The sequence below is a fragment of the Streptomyces monomycini genome, assembly GCF_022271435.1.
Classification (GTDB): Bacteria; Actinomycetota; Actinomycetes; order Streptomycetales; family Streptomycetaceae; genus Streptomyces; species Streptomyces monomycini.
This window is the reverse complement of the sequence record NZ_JAFIQY010000007.1, coordinates 128,545-145,493: the sequence shown is the minus strand read 5'-3', so window position 1 is coordinate 145,493 and position 16,949 is coordinate 128,545. Positions and strand designations below refer to the sequence as shown.

The 16,949-nt window shown below is 69.4% G+C and carries 14 protein-coding genes and 1 pseudogene; 4 read left to right on the top strand and 11 right to left on the bottom strand.

The features are described from left to right. Positions 1 to 43: 43 nt before the first annotated feature. Positions 44 to 832 carry a GntR family transcriptional regulator gene (locus JXZ78_RS11690; protein ID WP_238782916.1) on the bottom strand — a complete coding sequence of 263 codons (789 nt, stop codon included), beginning with the start codon at positions 830 to 832 and terminating at the stop codon, positions 44 to 46. Between the two features lie 427 nt (positions 833 to 1,259). Between JXZ78_RS11690 and JXZ78_RS11685 the strand changes: the two genes are divergently transcribed. Next, positions 1,260 to 3,335: a glycoside hydrolase family 36 protein gene (locus tag JXZ78_RS11685; protein ID WP_238782915.1), complete on the top strand. Its 2,076-nt coding sequence runs from the start codon at positions 1,260 to 1,262 to the stop codon at positions 3,333 to 3,335. Positions 3,336 to 3,406: 71 nt separating this feature from the next. On the opposite strand, the gene JXZ78_RS11680 is transcribed toward JXZ78_RS11685, so the two are convergent. The 4 genes and pseudogenes from JXZ78_RS11680 to JXZ78_RS11665 form a co-directional block, all read right to left on the bottom strand. Further along, positions 3,407 to 3,892 carry a fibronectin type III domain-containing protein gene (locus tag JXZ78_RS11680; protein WP_238782914.1) on the bottom strand — a complete coding sequence of 162 codons (486 nt, stop codon included), beginning with the start codon at positions 3,890 to 3,892 and terminating at the stop codon, positions 3,407 to 3,409. A 516-nt stretch (positions 3,893 to 4,408) separates the two neighbouring features. Then, positions 4,409 to 4,825, bottom strand: a pseudogene (locus JXZ78_RS11675) (hypothetical protein); the annotation flags it as partial. A 74-nt stretch (positions 4,826 to 4,899) separates the two neighbouring features. Beyond that, positions 4,900 to 7,263: a non-reducing end alpha-L-arabinofuranosidase family hydrolase gene (locus JXZ78_RS11670; RefSeq protein ID WP_238782913.1), complete on the bottom strand. Its 2,364-nt coding sequence runs from the start codon at positions 7,261 to 7,263 to the stop codon at positions 4,900 to 4,902. 505 nt (positions 7,264 to 7,768) lie between these two features. Continuing rightward, positions 7,769 to 9,334 carry a sigma-70 family RNA polymerase sigma factor gene (locus JXZ78_RS11665; RefSeq protein ID WP_238782912.1) on the bottom strand — a complete coding sequence of 522 codons (1,566 nt, stop codon included), beginning with the start codon at positions 9,332 to 9,334 and terminating at the stop codon, positions 7,769 to 7,771. A gap of 415 nt (positions 9,335 to 9,749) precedes the next feature. On the opposite strand from JXZ78_RS11665, the gene JXZ78_RS11660 reads away from it, so the two are divergent. Both JXZ78_RS11660 and JXZ78_RS11655 read left to right on the top strand, forming a co-directional pair. Beyond that, positions 9,750 to 10,628 carry a ribosome-inactivating family protein gene (locus JXZ78_RS11660; RefSeq protein ID WP_238782911.1) on the top strand — a complete coding sequence of 293 codons (879 nt, stop codon included), beginning with the start codon at positions 9,750 to 9,752 and terminating at the stop codon, positions 10,626 to 10,628. 64 nt (positions 10,629 to 10,692) lie between these two features. Beyond that, positions 10,693 to 11,166 (top strand): RICIN domain-containing protein, encoded by a 474-nt coding sequence (locus tag JXZ78_RS11655; RefSeq protein WP_238782910.1) that lies wholly within the window; start codon positions 10,693 to 10,695, stop codon positions 11,164 to 11,166. 115 nt (positions 11,167 to 11,281) lie between these two features. On the opposite strand, the gene JXZ78_RS11650 is transcribed toward JXZ78_RS11655, so the two are convergent. Beyond that, positions 11,282 to 12,112 carry an SDR family NAD(P)-dependent oxidoreductase gene (locus JXZ78_RS11650; RefSeq protein ID WP_238782909.1) on the bottom strand — a complete coding sequence of 277 codons (831 nt, stop codon included), beginning with the start codon at positions 12,110 to 12,112 and terminating at the stop codon, positions 11,282 to 11,284. A 122-nt stretch (positions 12,113 to 12,234) separates the two neighbouring features. Between JXZ78_RS11650 and JXZ78_RS11645 the strand changes: the two genes are divergently transcribed. Then, on the top strand, positions 12,235 to 12,660 hold the full coding sequence (locus tag JXZ78_RS11645) for a MarR family winged helix-turn-helix transcriptional regulator (protein ID WP_238782908.1): 426 nt from the start codon (positions 12,235 to 12,237) through the stop codon (positions 12,658 to 12,660). A 203-nt stretch (positions 12,661 to 12,863) separates the two neighbouring features. On the opposite strand, the gene JXZ78_RS11640 is transcribed toward JXZ78_RS11645, so the two are convergent. From JXZ78_RS11640 to JXZ78_RS11620, 5 genes are all read right to left on the bottom strand, one after another. Beyond that, a complete protein-coding gene (locus JXZ78_RS11640; RefSeq protein ID WP_275127687.1) occupies positions 12,864 to 13,151 on the bottom strand; it encodes a DUF5133 domain-containing protein in 288 nt (95 codons plus the stop codon). A 50-nt stretch (positions 13,152 to 13,201) separates the two neighbouring features. Continuing rightward, positions 13,202 to 14,107 carry an RNA polymerase sigma factor SigF gene (locus tag JXZ78_RS11635; RefSeq protein WP_238782907.1) on the bottom strand — a complete coding sequence of 302 codons (906 nt, stop codon included), beginning with the start codon at positions 14,105 to 14,107 and terminating at the stop codon, positions 13,202 to 13,204. 207 nt (positions 14,108 to 14,314) lie between these two features. Beyond that, entirely contained in the window at positions 14,315 to 14,746 is a 432-nt protein-coding gene (locus JXZ78_RS11630; RefSeq protein ID WP_238782906.1) for a DUF3662 domain-containing protein, read from the bottom strand. Positions 14,747 to 15,144: 398 nt separating this feature from the next. Then, on the bottom strand, positions 15,145 to 15,984 hold the full coding sequence (locus JXZ78_RS11625; RefSeq protein ID WP_238782905.1) for an ABC transporter permease: 840 nt from the start codon (positions 15,982 to 15,984) through the stop codon (positions 15,145 to 15,147). Continuing rightward, entirely contained in the window at positions 15,981 to 16,934 is a 954-nt protein-coding gene (locus JXZ78_RS11620; RefSeq protein WP_238782904.1) for an ABC transporter ATP-binding protein, read from the bottom strand. Before JXZ78_RS11620 ends, JXZ78_RS11625 begins: the two co-directional genes overlap by 4 nt. Positions 16,935 to 16,949: the final 15 nt, after the last annotated feature.

Here is a 16,949-nt window from a genome sequence, read left to right as displayed (position 1 = left end):
GCCGAGTCCGGTCGGCGATCATCCAAGTCCGGTCGGTAATTGCTTAAGACTGGTTGGTGATGGAGGCCCGGAACCGGTAGCGGTCCCCCCGGTAGACCTGCACGGTCAGTTCGATCGGGCGTGATTCCTGGTTCGACGTCAGCTGGGTCGCGACGAGCATCGGCATGGTCTCCCCGATCTCGAACAGCTCGATCTCCCGTGGCGTCGGGTGGCGGGCCTCGACCGAGTAGTCGGCGACGCGGGGCAGTTGGGGCGGGTCGGCGGCGCGCAGGGTGGCGTAGAGCGAGGCCGTGTTGAAGTCGGTCTCGGCCAGGGCAGGGCAGGCCGCCAACGGAAGCCGGTTGTGCTCGAGCACGACGAGCAGACCGTCGAGGAAGCGCAGCCGGTGGAGGTCGAAGAGGTCGGCGCCCGGAGCGATCCGGAGCTGCTCGGCCTCGGACACCGTGGCCGGACGGACGGTGGCGGAGAGCACCTTGCCGGCCGTCGTCAAGCCGTTGGCCTGCGCATAGTCGGCGAACCCCTGGACCTGCGGGGCCGCCGAGGCGGCCGTCGTCGTCGCCTCGGGGAGCAGACCGAGCTCGGCGACGAACCACCCGCGCGACGACGACGGCCGCACGATGCCCCGCGACTCCAATTGCGCGAGGGCCGCCCGCAGCGTCACACGCGACACGGCGTACCGGTCGACCAGAGCCCGCTCGGAGGGCAGCCGGTCACCGGGGCGGGCGGCAGCGGCGCGCAGGTCGTCGAGCAACTGCGTGGCAGTGCGCTCGTACAACGGGAGGGCATCGTCACCGAACAGGCCTCTGGGCATCGACGTTCTCGCATCTGCCATACCAGAAGCATACCAATCCGTGGACGGCACGAACCGTCCTCCAGGAGTCCCACCCGTTGACATGCCACTCGAATACCACTTACGTTCTCGAAGCAGGCCACCCGATGATGAGGAAGTCGCCCGTGAGCGACCTTCCGTTCGCCGCGCCCCGGGCACCCGCCGGTGATCGAGGCGGCGTCGGCGCAGCTCACCGAGGATGCCCGCCCGCTACTGCCCGAGGCGACCGCGCACTGGGGTACCCGTTCGGACGATACGCCGTCCCCCGACCCCAGCCGACCCACTGCGAAAACCGGTAGCAGACCAGGCGGCGACCAGCCTTACGGACGGTCGCTTCGTCGCGAGCGTGCGGCTCGACTTCGACGATCCACAACGACGGACAAAAGGCGGCTGCCCCAGTCGGGCACGCACGACCGAAAGAGAGTTCGACATGACGGACATGAACCGGCGCAGCGTACTGAAGGTGGCGCTGGGGGGTGCCGGCCTGGCCGCCTTCCCCGCCGTGGCCATGGGCGCCGCACCGGCGGCCGCCGCACCGAACTCGGGTCCTGACCTCGTCGGAGTCGGCGACACCTCCATCACCCTGGAGTTCGACGACCAACTGCGCAGCCGGGTGGCGCTCAAGGGTGTCGACCTCACCCGCTTCGACGCCGGCGAAGCCTTGCTGGTGGGCGGCAAGGCCGTCGAGGCGTTCGCCTACCGCGGGCACCGGACCCGCCACACCCGGCACCCCCGCCACGGCGCGGGCGTCCGGGTGACGATCGAGGGCACGTCCGAGGAAGGCGTACAGAAGACGGTCGAGCTGACCTCCTTCAAACGTCTTACCGGCATGATCGTGATGAAGGTGACCTACACCAACAGGTCCTCCACCGCGCTGAACGTGACCGGGTGGCGCAACGGAGCCCACGAACTCCTGGAGACTCCCGGCGGCTTCCACACCTTCTCCGGCACCACGTACACGAACCGCCGCGACTGGGTGATGCCGGTGAAGGACGGCTATGTCCAGGAGAACTCGTTGGGGATGGACTCCTCCGACTACGGGGGCGGCACCCCGCTGGCGACCGTCTGGCGCCGGGGTGCGGGCCTCTCCGTCGGACATGTCGAGCCCGTGGCGACGGTCCTGCGCATGCCGGTCCGCAAGACGGACGCCGGAGCGAGCATCGCCATCCAGGACGACACCGCCCGCACCCTGAAGCCGGGCCGTCGGCTCAGCACCGACACCACGTTCCTGACCGCCCTCCCGGGCGACCACTTCGTGCCGCTCCAGCGGTACCGCGACTACATGAGCGACATCGGCCAGCGCGCCCCCGAGGTCCCCGCCTCGGCCTTCGAGCCCATCTGGTGCGCCTGGGGCTACGAGCGCGGCTTCGCCACCGAGCAGGTCACCGGAACGCTGCCGAAGGCGCACGAGGTCGGCCTGCGCTGGGCCGCGCTCGACGACGGCTGGCAGACCAACGAGGGTGACTGGGACATCGACACGGCCAAGTTCCCGCGCGGCGCAGCGGACATGCGGGCCTTCACCAAGGAGATACGGGACGCCGGTCTGCGGCCGCGCCTGTGGTGGGCCCCGCTGGCGGCGGACCCCGGCAGCAACCTGTTCCGGGACCGGCCCGACATGCTGCTGCTGGACCGCGACGGCAACAAGCAGGACGTCACCTGGTGGGACGCCTACACCCTCTGTCCGGCCTACCGGCCGACGGTGGACTACTTCGTCGAGCAGGCGAAGAGGTTCATCGGTGACTGGGGTTACGAGGGGCTCAAGATCGACGGTCAGCACCTCAACAGCGTCGCGCCCTGCTACAACCCGAAGCACCGGCACGCCCGCCCCGAGGAATCCACCGAGGGCGTGGCCCTGTTCTGGAAGGCGATCCACGAAGCCGCGCACGAGGCGAACCCCGACGCCCTCGTCGAGCTCTGCCCCTGCGGCACCGCCTTCGCCTTCCACAACCTGCCCTACGTCGACCAGTACCCCAGCTCGGACCCGGAGTCCTCCTACCAGGTCCGGAGCAAGGGCAAGTCGATGAAGGCGCTGATGGGCGCGGGCAGCAGCTACGCCGGCGACCACGTCGAACTGAGCGACGGCGGCGACGACTTCGCGTCCTCTTACGGGATCGGAGCCGTCCTGTCGACCAAGTTCACCCTCCCCGGATCCGGAGCCCCGGACAAGGCGACCGACCTCACCCCGGAGAAGGAGGTTCTCTGGCGCAAGTGGGTGTCCCTGTACGAGAAGAACATGCTGTCCACCGGCGAGTACCGCGGTGAGCTGTACGACATCGGCTTCGACAAGCCCGAGGCGCATGTCGTGGCCAAGAAGCGCAGCCTCCACTACGCCTTCTACGCCGACCGGTGGGACGGGATCGTCGAGCTGCGCGGTCTGGGCCGCAGGCGGTACCGCCTGACCGACCCGTTCACCGGCACGTCACTCGGAACTGCCACTGCTCAGCACAACACCGTGAAGCTGTCCTTCGAGCGGTTCCAGCTCATCGTGGCCGAGCCCATCGGCTGATCACGGGACGCGTCGGGCGTGTGCCATGGACAGGCGAGGGGCGGCGGGGCGGGTTCCCCGCCGCCTGCTCGTCAGGTGGGCTGTCCGGCCGACGCGACCAGGGTTCGGGGAGCCCGGGTTGGAGCGGAGAGAGGGTTGCCCTGCTTGTTCGCGACCGTCGGCAGGGGCAGAGCGTTGCCATCGGCCGGCGGCCGTGGTGGGTTGCCATCGCCGGGCGGCCGTGACGGGTTGCCATCACCCGGCGGCCGTGCTGCGGTCACGCAGGTGGACTTGCCGGATTCGGCTTCGCCGTTGATGGCGGTGACACAGAATGCGTAGTTCCAGACACCGGGGACCAGGTAGGCGATGACCCGGCTGGTCTCGTTGACGACGTACTCGTCGGCCTTGGGCGGGCTGCCGTCGTTGACGTTGCGGATCCAGACGCGGTAGCCGACGGCCTGACCGGACCCGGTCCAGGACAACTGGACGGTGGTCGCGTCGGTGGAGGTGACTTTCAGGCCGGTGGGGACCGGTGGCGTTCCCGCGCCGACGGTGACGGAACGGGCTACGCCAGGCATGCCGCCGCCGGCGGCGTTCCACGTGACCACCGCGACGAGGTAGTGGTGGCCCGGCTTCAGCCCGTCGATGTGGGCGGATCTCCCCCTGACCGCGGTGCTGTCGAGAAATGCCCCGGGGGTGTCTCTGTCCCAGGTGATGACCTCGTACCGAGAGTGCCTACAAGGGGCGCATTGCCGGGACGAACATCCCGAAGGGATGACAGGGCGGGCGGGACGACCGGCCCGGTGCCCTGAGAGGCGTCGACGGCGAACGCTGTGGGGTTGCCGACGGCGTTCGTGCCGCTGCCGCCTCCCGGCGGCCCCGGGCCAGAGGGTGTCCGAGACGCCGGAGAACTGTTCCCACAGGTCCGCCAACACCCGCGCGACAGCCTCCCGAGTGATCTCCAGCCGTGACGGATCTCCTCGAAAGCCGCCCTCCGACCGAGGTCTCGCGTTGGTCAGGAGGGCGGCTGTCTCTTGCTGTCGTCGCGTCAGCTCATGTCATGCGTCGGACGTGCGTCCGCTCCGGCGTCGGGGTCAGGACGGGTCGCCGTACTGGAGGCCGCGTCCGTTGGTGCCGACGTAGACGCGGCCGAAGGTGTCGGGGTCGCCTGTGATGACGCCGACACCGCCGATGCCGCCCCACTGGTGGTCGTCGTCGTTGACGCGGAGCCAGGTGGCGCCCTTGTCGGTGGAGCGGTACGGGACCTGGCCGGCCTCGGTCCACACGATGCTCGAACCGCCCGCCGCGGGCGCGACCTGGCCGCTGTCGGCGCCGGCCACCGGCTCCGGCCGGAAGCCGGTCCAGCTGTTGCCGCCGTCGGCGGAGTAGGCGCCGTCCTGCGCGCCGCCACGGCCGACACGGACCATCATCGAGGGGTTGGCCTCATCGAAGTCCATGTCGGTGCTGTTGGTCATCATCGGGTTGTTCATCCTCCCGGCGGGCACCTTGGTTCCCATGAAGAACCTCACGGACGGAGGTGTTCTCCTCGCGTATCACCTTGCGTATCACCGTGGGATCAGGCAGGTCAGCGCTGCAGGGTGAGGACACCCGGCCGGTACGGGAGCCGGTCGTAGTCGCCGTCCGCCGCGGGGGACTTGCCCTGGTAGAGGAACCGCAGGTTGCAGGGATCGATGGTCATGGTCTGGTCGGGGTTGTCGCGGACCAGGTCGCCGTGGCTGATGTCGTCGGTCCAGGTGGCACCACTGTTGGCCTTGCCCGCGAAGGGGTTGCGTTCGCCGGCGGCCTGCGGGGTCCACGTACCGCTCAGGCTGGAGGCCGTGAACGAGCGGAAGTAGCGCGTCTGGTGCGCGCCCTTTGCCTCGACGATCATGAGGTACTGGTTCCGGCCCTGAACCTTGTAGACCTGCGGCGCCTCGAACAGGTTGTCCGGCGTGTCGCTCATGACCGTCGTGTAGGAGGAACCGAAGGTGCCCGGGAAGTTCCCGATCGGCATGCTCGCCCGGTAGATCTTGCCGTTGTCACCGGCGAAGAACAGGTACACGTTCCGGCCGTCGGCGATCAGGGTCTGGTCGATCGGGCCGGTGGGGGAATCGGTGCGGGGGATGCTGCCGGTGAACAGCGGATGGGGCGCTGACCAGCCGTTCGGGTCGGTGGGGTCGCTCGACGTGCGGTAGCTGAAGGGCCACGCACCCCACTGGGACGCCAGCACCCAGACCCTCTTGGGTGCGAAGTAGAACAGGGTGGGCGCCACCGCGCCCTGGTGCATGGCGGTCTGGCGGGCCGACGCCATGTCCGACCAGTTCGTGAAGGGGTTGAAGGCCATCGAGCCGTACGAGGCTCCGGACGCGGTCGACGCGTAGACCAGGTGCTTGCCGTGGTGCACCACATGGGTGAAGTCCTTCACCGCGGCCCACCCGTTCGAGGGCTGTGCGAGGGCACCCGTCGATTTCCACTTGTACGTCGCGGGAAGAGCACACGTGCCGCTGCCCGCCGTCCCGGACGGGACGCTCCACTTCTGGTTGTCGACGGGCGCGCAGGCGTACAGCTGAAGCTTGGTGCCGTTCGCGGTGGCCGCGCCGACGGCGTCGAGGCACAGCCCGGACCGGACGCCGGTGATCGTGCCGTTGCTGTTGATGTTCCACTGCTGGTTGGCGCCGCCGTTGCAGTCCCAGACGACCAACGAGGTGCCGTTGGTGGCGCCCTTGCCCTTGGCGTCCAGACACTTGTTGTCGTAGACCTTCAACTGCTTCGCGGCGGTGTAGGTCCAGCGCTGGTTGGCCCGTCCGCTGCAGTCCCACAGTTGCGCCGGGGCGCCGTCGGTGGTGGCGGAGTCGGGGATGTCGATACAGCGGCCGGAGGCCACGCCCTTGATCTCGCCGGTACCGTCGGCCGGCTTGGCCGGGGTGGTACCGGAGCCGGAATGCAGAGCGTTCACGACTGCGGTGTACGCGGGCTTCGGCTTGCCGTTGTCGTCGAACAGCAGGGGGCGCTCGTCGCGGCGCCAGGAGTCGCTGTCACGGATGCCCCACACCGTGATGCCGGTGCACCGGGCCACGGACAGGCAGGCTTTGACCGTGTTCGCGTAGTGGACGGGTGGTGCCTGGGCGATGTCCAGCTCGGTGATCTGGACATCGACGCCCAGGGCTGCGAAGGCGGCCAAGGTGGTCTTGAAGCTCGCCGGCGGGCCGCCCGCCCCGAAGTGGCTCTGGAACCCGACGCAGTCGATGGGCACACCGCGGGACTTGAAGTCCTTGACCATGCGGTGGACGCCCTGGGTCTTGGCGTCCGACCAGTTCTCGATGTTGTAGTCGTTGTAGCAGAGCTTGGCCGAGGAATCGGCCGCACGGGCGGTGCGGAACGCTTCCTCGATGTAGCCGTCGCCCAGCAGGTCCTGGAACTTCGAACCGCGGTGCTGGGAGGAGCCGTCGGCGAAGGCTTCGTTGACCACGTCCCAGGCATAGATCTTGCCCTTGAAGTGGTTCATCTCGGTGGTGATGTGGCTCTTCATCGCGCTGCGCAGGGTGTTGGCGTCGGTGATGGACTTCACCCAGCCGGGCAGCTGTTTGTACCAGACCAGGGCGTGGCCGCGTATCCGCTGCCTGTGCGCGGTGGCGTGGCCGACGATCCGGTCGGCCGGGCCGAAGGTGAAGGTGCCGCGGGAGGGTTCGGTGGCGTCCCACTTCATCTCGTTCTCCGGGGTGATCATGTTGAACTCCCGGTCGAGAATCGTGGAGTACGTCGGGTCGCCGAGCCTCCCGGCAGCCACGGCCGTGCCGAAGTACCTGCCCGAGGGGGCCGCCTGGGTGCTCAAGGCCGCGGCTCCGGCGGAGCTGGGGAGGAGCGTCACGACTCCGGCGATCACCGCCGCGGCCGACAGTCCTCCTGTCAGGGTCCGGCGGCTCCGGCGGAGCCGGTGCAGGCCCTTCATGATTCTCCTCGGAGGCCGCGGGTCACCTGATCTGCCGCGGGGTGGGTGCGGTGCAGGGCGTGGGGCCGTTCCTGCCTGCCGGTCACCCGGGGTTCGTGGGTGTGTCGGGTCATGGGAGCCGCTTTCTTCAGGGGATACGTCAACGGGGACATCGGGAGACCTGCCGCGCCGGCACACCATGTGAGCGGCGGGAAGGGCACCCCTGAAGTGGAGGCTGTCGAACTCGCGGTCCCGTAACGGAAAAGTCGCGCCGTCCGGACGATTGCTCAGTGATGCATATCGCAGGCAGAAAGCGTTATGCCGGGCCCCGTGGTCCGGTCGTCCCCGTGGGGAGGGATTCAGGCCTGTCCGTCACGGCGAGGCAGCCGTCGATGACAGGCGGAACGAACCTGGATCCGGCGCAGCGCTCGGCTCACTGCGGGTGGGGGCGTGGTGTGGGCTCGTGCTTGGGAATCGCCGGCTGTCACCGAGCGACCCGGCCCAGGATGCTCAAGAAAAACAGCCCTCAGGCCCGGGCCCCGCGCGTGATGAAGGAAGCCTGGCCGGCGAAGTCCCGCGTGCCGTCGGAGCCATCGAGCCAGATACCGCCGTCGCGGTGGCGGAGGACCGATCCGGGGTAGTTGTGCGCGTGCAAGGTCACCGACCCGGCGACCGCCCCGGGGCGCGGACAGAAGGTGGCGTCTTCACGGAACAGTTCGCTGCCGTCGTCGGGGCTCAGCCGTAACCGCAGGTACTGATGGCGAAGGTACCGGCCGTCCGCGGCGCGGAGCGTGACGCACCGCGTGTCGGCCAGTCCCCCGACGACCGTGAAGGTGACCCGTCGCGGTGCCTGCGCGCCGCCGGGCGCGGAGACTCGGCCGCCGAGCATCGCGAAGTCACCGGCATACGTGACGAACAGGCCGGGCCGGTCCACGGACTCCAGTGACTGCGCGCCCAGCGGAACCGTGCCTGCGACGGCGGACGGACTCGCCGGGGACGGTTTGGGCGACGTGGTGGCGCGCGACGGGGTCGGCGTGGGGGTGCGCGACGGGACCGGCGTGTAGGTGCCGGCCGTGGGAGAGGCGATGACAGCGGGCGCCCGGGGCGCCGGTTCGGGCCAGGCCGCGTAGGTGGCGGTCCCGGCGATGAGCACCGCTCCGGTGGCGAGGCTCACCATCGGATGAGCGGTCACCACGTGCAGTTTGCCGATCAGCGAGCCGTGCAGACTGCTTCCCCCCGCCGCCGTGCCGGCGCTGACGTGCGCCGCGGCCAGCCCGGCGGCGCCCGCAGCAGCCGTACCCGACAACAGCCCCTTGGCGGCCAGCGCGGCGAGGAGTGCGGCCGGGACGGCCAGCGGCGCGATGTTGAGAAGCAGCAGTTCGGCCGGGACCCGTTCGGTCGTCGTGCAGATCGGGCAGTCACGGGTGTGCCGCGCGATCCGCTTGCGCCACACAGATGTACGGAGACCGTCCCAGCCGACGACGGTCTCGTTCAGCTGCGGACAGCGCGGGTCCGCCTCCAGCGCGGCGACGATCGTCCGGCTCAGCTCCAGTTGCTCGCGCATGCGCTGCACACGTACTCCGGCGTGGGCGGCACTGAGCCCCATCGCGTCGGCGATGTCCTGACGGCTCAGCAAACCGGCGCACTCCTGCCACCACAGCGACAGCAGCACCCGATGGTCCGGGTCGAGCCACCGGCCGGCTTCGACCACCTGACGGCGCTCGTCCGACATGTGCAGACGCAGGATCGTCACGTCCTCGAGCGCGGCGCCGGCGCGCGGTGTCCGGAGTGCCTCGTCGATGACCGTGGTCCGGTCGGCGAGAGTGCGTTGCCGGTGCCACTGGGTATGGATCTGGCGGAGCGCGATCGACACCAGCCAGGACCGGAAACTTTCCGGGACACGCAGGTCGGGCAGGTCGCGCACCACGCGCAGCAGGGTCTCCTGGACGACGTCGTCCACGTCGGCGTGTCCGCTCAGCGCCCGCCCGACGATGTTGTAGAGCAAGGGCAGGTACGCGGCGATCAGCTTCTCCCGCGCCCGATCGTCACCGGCCTGCGCCGCAACAACCAGCTCCGCGTGGCCCGCGTCCATGAGCCCCATCCCACCTTCGTCAAGGAAGCGATCCGCCGGGTACGGCGGCACACCTTAGCGTCGGCAAAGGTAGACGGCCAAAGCCTGCGCCGCCCCCGCCTCCCACGACGGCATGGCCGCACCGGCCCCCACCCCTGCCTGCAGAAGTACGCGGCATCCTACTTTTGCGGGTGGAAGTTCCTGTTGCGCCTGGTCGGCCTCGGGTTGGCTGGAGGCCGTACGAACGCGGGGCCGGACCCACCCGGCCGCCCCGCTCCGCCGCTTCTGGTGCCGGACGGTGCCCTCAGAGGGGCAGCACGGTGGGGGAATTCGGCCTACGCCTACGGGTGCGACGCTTCGTGAAAGGAACTCCGTGAGATACGAAAGAGCTGCTTCACCGGCCGGGCCGGCCGGGAGAAGTCCGCGGGCGCTCAGCATGCTGCTTGCCCTGGTGTGTGTGCTGGCCGGGTTCGTCGTGGCGGCTCCGCAAGCGCGTGCCGACACGGACGAGCCTCGCGAGCAGATCGTCTGGAACGTCCACAATCTCTTCGCGGGAAACTTCAGGGCAGCCGCGACCGACTACCAGAACATGATCAGCGCTCTTCGTGACAGGGCCGGGCACAGTCTCCTGACGCAGCGACTGGGCGCTACCGAGGTGCGGGCGAACAACGACCACCGCGCCGTCGAGATCAGAATGGTGAACGGCCCGGACACTCCTGGAAACAGTGTGGCCTCGCTGTATCTGCGGTCGAACGACCTGTACGTGATGGGGCTCTGGACCCCCAACGGGGGCGGGGACGTGCCGGTGAGCGGCCTCATGGCCTTCCGCAACATGGACGGTGAGATGCGGAACATCGTCCGGCGGGCCACCACGGTGAATCATCCGGTCGGGGACCTTCGCGTCGGCGCCGGCTACGACGCTCTGGGAAGCAGCCGACGGACTCAGGTCCGCATGGGCGGGAACGGTCTCCGGGAAGCCATCCAGAGGATTCAGCACTATCAGCGCCCCACCAGCGAAGATGAAGTGCAGTCCATGAACGACGCCTATCTCACCCTGATTCAGGCCACCGCGGAAGCCGCCCGGTTCGAGAGCATCGCGTCCCATGTCGCCGACAACCTGAGGCAGAACCGGGAAACGCATCTGAGCAGCCAGGACAGCACCATGGAAAACCAGTGGAACACCCTTTCCAGCTGGCTCCTCGCTCGACTGCGGAATCCCACCGGGGAGGGCATCACTTTCCGCGGCGTGCACTACGCCACGCTGAATGCACTGCTCGCGGCCTCGGGATACATCATGGCGCAGGGATCCCGTTGAGGGCCGGCGGCCCGATCCAGACCGACCCTGCGCCCACCGTCAACCAACAGCTAAGGAAAAGTACATGAGAATCAGAAACAGCATTTCCGGGATCGCGGCCGCCGCCTGTGCGGGCCTCCTCCTGTCGGTCGCCTGCGCCACGGAAGCCGCGGCCGCGCCGCCGACCTCGCAGTACAAGAACCGAGCGACCGGACTGTGCCTCGACTCGGACATGGCCGGGTACACCTACACCAAGTCCTGCGGGTCGAGCAACCCCTATCAGCACTGGTTCCGGTATGACAGCAACGGCGCCGTCCAGCTCCAGAACACCAAATCCGGTAAGTGCCTCGCCGCCACCAGCAGCGAATCGGTCTTCGCGAAGAACTGCAACAAGGACGACAGTGCTCAGTGGTGGACCGAGGAATACGTCACCGACGGCGTGGTCATGCTGATAAACACGAAGAACCGGATGGCGTTGGACTCGGACAGCAGGGGCCAGGCCTATTTGAAGTCGCCTGGGGCGGGCAACACCTATCAGGAGTGGAAGACGTATCTGTAACAGCGCCGATACCCGCGACGCCTGCGCCCGGCGGGTGACGGTGCAGATGCGGGTAGAGGGCCGCCGACCGTTCCCCGTCCCGGGGGCGGCCGGCGGACTGGTTCGCCGTTCCGGTTCAGGAACGCTCCGCGGCCGGGGCACCGATGTCGTGGGCCCGGTCCAAACCCAAGGCCCGGTTGAGGCGTGCCGAGACACGCGTGGTCGTGGTGCGGGGAAGGATCCGGGTGGCCCAGGTGACGGCCCTCAGCCCGGTGCGGCCGGGATAGGCGTTGACGGCTCCCTTGGCGAACGCGTCGAGGGTCCGGGCGGCGACCGTCTCGGGCCGGTCGGTGAAAGCCGGCTTCATGGCGGCGGTGGTGCCCTCGAAGAACGAGGTGGCGGTGGCGCCGGGGTGGGCCGCCATGACCCGGACCCCGCTCCCCCGGAACTCCTCGGCCAGCGCCTCGGTGAAGGACAGCACGTACGCCTTGGTGGCCGCGTAGGTCGCCTGGTACGGCATGGCCTGGAAGGCGGCCGTGGACGCCACGTTGATGATGCCGCCGCTGCCCCGCGCGACCATCCTGCCGCCCAGCGCGTGGGAGAGCCGGGTGAGGGCGACGATGTTCAGTTCGACGCTGTCGACGTGCCGGTCCTGCGGGGAGCCGAGGAACGGGCCGACGGCACCGGAGCCGGCGTTGTTGACCAGCAGGTCGACGGCGATGTCCCGCCGGTCGAGCGCCGCGACCAACCGCGAGACGCCGTCGGGTGCGGCGAGATCGGCCGTCTCGGTCGTCACGTCGGCGCCGTACTCCTCGCGTACGGAGTCGGCGACCCGGCGCAGCGCGTCCCCCGAGCGGGCCACGAGGACGAGACGTGCGCCGCGCCGGGCGAGTTCCCGGGCGTACGCCTCCCCCAGGCCTTTCGAGGCGCCCGTGACCAGGGCGGTGATGCCGGAGTAGCGGGTCATGCGCGATCCCTTCGTTCACGGCGGGCCACAGCCGGCACACCGCACACTTACTTCGAGTCTCGAAGCACTGTTGCGGAAAAGGTAACAGCTTCGAGTCTCGAAGCAAGTGGTAATCTCGGATCATGACCGACCCGCTGCTGGAATCGGTGGTGCGCGCCAACCACGAACTCTTCATGCGCACCGGCGACCGGGTGTCCCGGCCGCTGGAGGAGATGGGTCTCACCCTGGCGACCGCGCAGGCCCTGTGGGCCATCGACCCGGACCGGCCGCCACCGTCGATGAAGGTGCTGGCGGGCCGGCTGTACTGCAACGCTCCCAACCTGAGCTTCGTCGTCAACCAGCTGGTCGACCGCGGACTCGTCGAGCGCGGCACCGATCCCGCCGACCGGCGGGCCCGGGTGGCCGTACTGACCGGGCGGGGCCGGGAGATGCGGGAGCGTGTCGTGGACCTGCTGCTGCGGCAGAGCCCGTTCGCCGAGTGCGGCGCCGAGGAGCTGCGGCACCTGACCGAGCTGTTGGAGCGGGTGCTGGACAGGTCGGCCGACTGAGCTTCGCCCGGGAGAGCCGGGCTCGTCATCGAGGAGGGCCCAGGCGTCGCGTGCCGCCCGGGTCCTTTCACCAAGGCCGGGTTTCCCGCCCGGGCCCTTTCACCAGGGCCGGGCTTCCTTCGCCCCGGCGACCCCCGGCCATGCGCGAACCCCCTCCCCGCACACGGCGGGAAGGGGGCTCGGGAGCGCTCAGACCATCGCGCTCAAGCGGTCAGCCGCACGTCCGGACCGGCTGCCGGTGCAGCGTCCTCGATCCGGTGCGAGGCGTCCGTCACGCGGGGCGCGGCAGCGAGCTGCCGGCGAGCGACGTCGAGGGCGTCCTCGGTCCTCCGGGTTCCCGTCGAGACGCACAAGGTGTACGAGACGTCCTCCAGCCGCTGCCGGGACGCGTCCGTACCCTGCTCCGCGTGGAGAAGCCGCAGCGTCTCGTACTGCTCGACAAGATCCCGCAGAATCGCGGGGTGGGCCGTCAACACGGTCTTTCCCTCCATGGCCGTAGGGTTGTTCACGGGCTGTCACCTCAGGGTGCCGGGCGGCTGCGTCAGGCTTCGACGCACAGGCCCGTGCGGAGCTTGCCGAGGGTGCGAGCCAGGAGCCGGGACACATGCATCTGCGAGATGCCGAGCGCCTCGCCTATCTTCGACTGTGTCATCTCCTGGCCGAAGCGCATCTCGATGATCTGGCGTTCCCGGTCGTCCAGTTCCTGGATCAGCGGGGCGAGGGCGTGCAGGTTCTCGACGGTCTCGATGGCGGGGTCGGCCTCGCCCATGGTGTCGGCCACCGTACGGGCCTTGCCGCTCGCCGGGCCGTCCTCGGACTGCTCGCTGGGCGAGTCCAGGGAACCGGCGGCGTAGCCGTTGGCGGCGACGAGGCCGTCCAGGACCTCTTCCTCGGTGATCTTCAGATGGGTGGCGAGGTCCTTGACCGTGGGGTCGCGGTCGAGGGCGCCGGCCAGCTGCTCCTTGGCCTTGGCTATCTCCACCCGCAGCTCCTGGAGCCGGCGCGGGACGTGCACCGCCCAGCTGGTGTCGCGGAAGAAGCGCTTGATCTCGCCGACGATGTACGGCACCGCGAAGGAGGTGAACTCCACCTCGCGCGACAGGTCGAACCGGTCGATCGCCTTGATCAGGCCGATCGTGCCGACCTGGATGATGTCTTCCATCTCGCCGCTGCCGCGGTTGCGGAACCTGCTGGCGGCGAACCGCACCAGGGACAGGTTCATCTCGATGAGCGTGTTGCGCGCGTACTGGTACTCGTGTGTGCCTTCTTCGAGATGGCAGAGCTGCTCGAAGAACAGCTTCGACAGCTCACGCGCGTCCTTGGGAGCGACCTTCCCCGCGTCCTCGACCCACGGCAGTCCCTCGGCAACGCCCCGTGACTCGCTCGCCGGCTGGTCCGTACCGGCCGTCCGTCCGAGTTCCACAGTCCGCACTGCTGCCGTTGTCATTGACTCGCCCTTTCCTGCGTCGACGACGATGTGAGGGAGCGGGTTCCCAGATCCACACCACTCATTCCTCACAGATCAAAAACAGTCGGCGCAGGTCGGTCCATCAGTGGCGCGATACAGACCAACAGATGGGAGCAAGAGGGGCATTCAACGTAAATGCCGCAACTCGGGCAAGAGTGGCACGTCGTGGCTCTCGCGGAGTGCGTCTCACGGGGAGGGCGGTGTCGTGCGGGGCGCCTCCGGGGGCGTTTCGCTGAACGCGTCCGCCGGTATGTTGGGCATGGCCTGGCTGGTGATGCGGTAAAGCCCGTCGAGCGGCTGCTCGGCGCCGGTCACGTGCACGGTGAGCGGACCGGCCCACTCGTAGTCGTGCTCGGCGGCGTGCCGGGCCAGGACATCGGTCAGTTCCTGGCCGATCTGCCCGTCACGCTCGCCGAGCTGCTCGTGGACGGTGGCGGCGAGTTCCACCTTGTAGGCGTTGGGGACGAGGACGCGGCGCCGGCCGCACACCACGGCGTGGCGGTCGCATTCGCGTCGCAGGTCGTCGCAGAGCTCGACCGGATCGTTGCCGAGCACCTTGTCGACCAGCGCGCTCTCCCAGTGCTCCACCGTCTTCTCCATGCGCGTGAGCAATCCCATGCCCCGCCGGGTGCCCGCTTCGCGGTATCCCATTCGGCGCGGCGGACCACGACGGCGGCGACCCGCCGGACGCGCGTTCCCTCTACCGGTTACGGGTGTCGGATGTCCGGCCGGTCACGGGTGCCGGATCTCCGGCGGGACCGGTGGCGCGGGAGCGACGGGGACCGCCGGGGCGTCGAACGGCGGCGGTTCCTCCACCGCCGACCTCGGGCGTGCGGGCTGCGGCGCGACCGGCGCCGGAGGCGGTACGGGCGCGACGGGCTCGGGAGCGGGCGGCCGGGGCGGGGCCGGAACCCGGATCCCGGATTCCGCGTTCTCGGGCGATGACGATGACGATGCGGACATGGTGCTTCCTTTCTGGGCGTACGGCGGGAACGGGAACGGCAGTGGACGGAAGGTCACCGCAGGACGCGGCGGGCGAACGAGCGCATGGCGAGCCACCCGAACACCACCGCGCCCACCAGGAGGGCCGTCAGGAAGGCCCAGGCGGGCATGGAGTCGATCTGCGGGGTGAGGACGGCGCGCAGGCCCTCGTTCATGTAGACCATCGGGTTCAGGAGGACGGCGTACTGGAGCCAGGGCGTGCTCTCCAGCGCCGTCCAGCGGAAGTACACGCAGCCGAGCATCATCGCGGGGAACATCACCAGCGTGAACAGGACCTGGATCTGGCGCGGGTCGATACGGGTGGCCAGATACATGCCGATCGACGCGGCCAGCACCGCGCCCGCCAGCAGGACGAAGACCAGCATCGGCCAGTTCGCGACCTCCACGGCGGGCCCGTGGCCCTGGGCGTGCACCAGCAGGACGACGGGGAAGACCAGCAGACCGGCGACGAGGCCCTCGACGACGGCGGAGAGGATCTTCTGCAGACCGAGCACCCGGACGGACACCGGGGCGAGCGCCCGGTCCTCGATGGCGCCGGGCCCGGACAGCTCCATCACCAGCGGGAAGGTCACGGCCGCCATCGCCTGCAACACCATGGAGGAGCCCACCAGCCCCGGCACCATGACCGTCGAGAAGGCCTCTCCCCCGGGTCCGGCACCGCCGCCCCCGACCTTCGGCAGCACGTACGCGAAGACGAAGACGAACAGCAGCGGCTGGATGACGATACGGACGGCGCTCATCACGAAGGTGCGCCGCAGCACTCTGGCGTCCCGCGCCATCATGGCCCCGAAGGTGTGCAGAGCACGAGCGCGGTTCTTGGCGGCCCGCGTCCCGGTGGGCACGGTGGTGGTCATTCGCGGAACTCCCGTCCGGTGAGGGTCAAGAACACGGTTTCCAGGCTGGGGGCGAGCTGGGACGCGTCGACGACGGTGAGCCCGGCCTTGGCGGCCAGCGCCACCAGGTCGCTGAGCACCCCGTCGGGGTCCCCGGCGAAGACCCGTACCTGTCCGTCCGTGGCCTCCACCCGGTCGGCCCGCGCCATCGCGCGGACCGCGGCGAGGTCGAAGGCGCCGCCCTCGTAGACGACGGTGACCACGGTCTCCGCACCGACCGTCTCCCGCAGGGCCCGGACGCTGTCGCAGGCCAGGACCCGGCCCTGGTCGATCACGGCGAGCCGGTCGCACAGCGTCTCGGCTTCCTCCATGTGGTGCGTGGTGAGCAGGATCGTCTGTCCTTTGGCCTGCAGTCCGCGCAGGACGTCCCAGAGGTGGAGGCGGGACCGCGGGTCGAGTCCGGCCGTCGGTTCGTCGAGGAAGAGCACGTCCGGGCGGTGGACGAGGGCCCGTGCGATCATGACGCGTTTGAGCTGGCCGCCGGAGAGCTCGAAGACCCGGGCCCGGGCCCGGTCAAAGAGCCCGAAGAGGGTGAGCAGGTCCCGCGCCCTGGCGCGGGCGTCCCGGCGGCCGAGGCCGAAGTACCGGCCGCGGAACTCCAGGTTCTCGGCCACGGTCAGCTCGATGTCGAGCGTGTTGTCCTGCGCCACCACGCCGATGCGCCGCTTGACGGCCACCGCGTCGGCGGCCACGTCCAGGCCGCAGACCTCCGCACGGCCCGCCGTGGGCCGGACCATGGTCGTCAGCATGCCGATGGTGGTGGACTTGCCGGCGCCGTTGGGTCCGAGCAGACCGAAGAACTCCCCCTTCGCCACGCTCAGCCCGAGACCGCGGACGGCCTCGGCCTCGCCGCCCGGCCCTGGGTAGCTCTTGCGCAGACCGTCGGCGTGGATCGCCAGGTTGCCGGTCATCCGGGCACCTTTCTG

Bases quoted from the DNA above. Each gene is read 5' to 3' on its own strand.
- JXZ78_RS11690 (WP_238782916.1), bottom strand. From the start codon at position 832: ATGGCAGATGCGAGAACGTCGATGCCCAGAGGCCTGTTCGGTGACGAT.
- JXZ78_RS11685 (WP_238782915.1), top strand. From the start codon at position 1,260: ATGACGGACATGAACCGGCGCAGCGTACTGAAGGTGGCGCTGGGGGGT.
- JXZ78_RS11680 (WP_238782914.1), bottom strand. From the start codon at position 3,892: ATGCCTGGCGTAGCCCGTTCCGTCACCGTCGGCGCGGGAACGCCACCG.
- JXZ78_RS11670 (WP_238782913.1), bottom strand. From the start codon at position 7,263: ATGAAGGGCCTGCACCGGCTCCGCCGGAGCCGCCGGACCCTGACAGGA.
- JXZ78_RS11665 (WP_238782912.1), bottom strand. From the start codon at position 9,334: ATGGACGCGGGCCACGCGGAGCTGGTTGTTGCGGCGCAGGCCGGTGAC.
- JXZ78_RS11660 (WP_238782911.1), top strand. From the start codon at position 9,750: ATGCTGCTTGCCCTGGTGTGTGTGCTGGCCGGGTTCGTCGTGGCGGCT.
- JXZ78_RS11655 (WP_238782910.1), top strand. From the start codon at position 10,693: ATGAGAATCAGAAACAGCATTTCCGGGATCGCGGCCGCCGCCTGTGCG.
- JXZ78_RS11650 (WP_238782909.1), bottom strand. From the start codon at position 12,112: ATGACCCGCTACTCCGGCATCACCGCCCTGGTCACGGGCGCCTCGAAA.
- JXZ78_RS11645 (WP_238782908.1), top strand. From the start codon at position 12,235: ATGACCGACCCGCTGCTGGAATCGGTGGTGCGCGCCAACCACGAACTC.
- JXZ78_RS11640 (WP_275127687.1), bottom strand. From the start codon at position 13,151: ATGGAGGGAAAGACCGTGTTGACGGCCCACCCCGCGATTCTGCGGGAT.
- JXZ78_RS11635 (WP_238782907.1), bottom strand. From the start codon at position 14,107: ATGACAACGGCAGCAGTGCGGACTGTGGAACTCGGACGGACGGCCGGT.
- JXZ78_RS11630 (WP_238782906.1), bottom strand. From the start codon at position 14,746: ATGGGATTGCTCACGCGCATGGAGAAGACGGTGGAGCACTGGGAGAGC.
- JXZ78_RS11625 (WP_238782905.1), bottom strand. From the start codon at position 15,984: ATGACCACCACCGTGCCCACCGGGACGCGGGCCGCCAAGAACCGCGCT.
- JXZ78_RS11620 (WP_238782904.1), bottom strand. From the start codon at position 16,934: ATGACCGGCAACCTGGCGATCCACGCCGACGGTCTGCGCAAGAGCTAC.